Source organism: Nocardioides sp., from assembly GCF_050699375.1.
In the GTDB taxonomy this organism is placed as follows: domain Bacteria; phylum Actinomycetota; class Actinomycetes; order Propionibacteriales; family Nocardioidaceae; genus Nocardioides.
In genome coordinates this window covers 1-1,752 of sequence record NZ_JBOHDN010000358.1, presented here as the reverse complement: position 1 = coordinate 1,752, position 1,752 = coordinate 1, and the positions used below count along the sequence as shown (strand labels likewise).

Genomic DNA, 1,752 nt, shown 5'->3' with positions numbered 1-1,752 from the left:
GCGGAGTGGGCGTAGCTGGTTAGCTGCTGCTCGGCGCGCTCCAGGGTCAGCGACGAGTTGTGGGCGAGCAGGTGGAGGCCGAAGGCGTCCTCGAGGGCCACGAAGTTGCGGGCGATCGCCTCGGCGGAGTCGGTGAGGGTGAAGACGTCGGTCGCGCGCCCGACCTCGAGCACGGCGGTGTAGAGCGAGACCTCGCGGTCGAAGAGCAGCGTCATCAGGGTCGCGTGCATCGGGCTGCGGCTCGCGTTGACCGAGATCTCGTCGAGGACCTGGCTCAGGAGAAGGTCCTCACCTCGGGGAAGACCCGAGTGCATCAGGCGGCCGAGCTTCTCGGCGGGGGACAGGTCGCCCTCGATCGCCCGCTGCCGCGACCAGTAGTAGCGGTCGGTCGCGGCCTGGTGGGCAGCCTCGATGAGGCCGTCGAGCTCGGGGTAGTAGTAGGCGATCAGGCGCGGCGAGATGCCGGCCTCCGCGGCGATGTTCTTCATCGTGGCGCCGGCCAGTCCCTGGGTGGCGATCACGGTCAGCGTTGCCGCGGTCAGATGTTCGCGCCGAGCGGTCTGGTCCTTGCGTCGAGCCATGCCCAACCGTAACGCGTATGTGAAATCTGCGGGCGAATGATTGACACCTGGTGTGGCGGGGGTCATATTTGCGGTGAAGCGCAAAGAAAGGACTTGCTTGTGCGTACCCATCAAGACTGGCGAGAGATTGCCGCCGACGTCCGACTCCGGACCCGACCGTTCGTAGGCGGCCGCTCCATCGACACCGCGGAGGGCTCCTTCGAGAACCGCAATCCCGCGTCCGGCGCACTGCTCGCCGAGGTCGCCGATGCCGGCGCCGCTGGTGTCGACGCCGCCGTGCGGGACGCGCGGGCTGCGTATGACGACGGCGGATGGTCGCGCGCGGGGGTGTCCTTCCGCCGGGAGCGGATGCTCCGCTTCGCCGACCTCCTCGCCGACCACGCCGCCGAGCTGGCGGTGCTGGACGCGCTCGACATGGGCAAGCGGGTCGTGGACGCGTACGACCTCGACCTGCCGTTCTCGGTGGACTTGTTCCGCTACTACGCCGAGGCGATCGACAAGATCAACGACGAGGTCGCCCCGACCCCGCCGGGCACCACGGCGCTGATCCGTCGCGTGCCGCTCGGCGTCGTCGGCGCCGTCGTCCCGTGGAACTACCCGGTCGACATGCTCGCCTGGAAGGTCGCTCCGGCGATGGCGGCGGGCAACAGCGTCGTCCTCAAGCCTGCAGAGCAGTCGCCGTCCTCCGCGCTGCGGATCGCCGAGCTCGCCGCCGAGGCCGGGATCCCCGACGGCGTCCTCAATGTCGTCCCCGGCCTGGGCGAGACCACCGGCCGCGCCCTCGGGCTCCACCCCGACGTCGACGTGCTCGCCTTCACCGGCTCGACCGAGGTCGGTGCGTACTTCCTGCAGTACGCCGGCCAGTCGAACCTCAAGCAGGTCTGGCTCGAGTGCGGCGGCAAGAGCCCGCACGTCGTCTTCGCGGACGCCGAGGACCTCGCCGCCACCGCGAAGCAGACCGCCTTCGGCATCTGGTTCAACCAGGGCGCGGTCTGCTCGGCCCACTCGCGCGTCCTCGTCCAGCGCGAGGTCCACGAGGAGTTCGTCGACCTCGTCGCCAAGGAGGCCCAGGCGTACGCCCCGGGCGACCCGCTCAATCCGGCCGCCGGCATGGGCGCGATCGTCTCGCCCGAGCAGACCGACCGGATCATGGGCTTCGTCGACGAGGCCA

Annotated in this window: 2 protein-coding genes; one reads left to right on the top strand and one right to left on the bottom strand. The window is 69.9% G+C overall.

Annotation, left to right across the window (positions count from 1 at the left end; genetic code table 11):
* A partial coding sequence (locus ACRDPS_RS23830; protein WP_431504154.1) for a TetR/AcrR family transcriptional regulator occupies window positions 1-581 on the bottom strand: 581 nt, incomplete at its 3' end.
* Window positions 582-680: 99 nt separating this feature from the next.
* On the opposite strand from ACRDPS_RS23830, the gene ACRDPS_RS23825 reads away from it, so the two are divergent.
* On the top strand, window positions 681-1,752 hold a 1,072-nt coding region (locus ACRDPS_RS23825; protein WP_431504153.1), incomplete at its 3' end, for an aldehyde dehydrogenase family protein.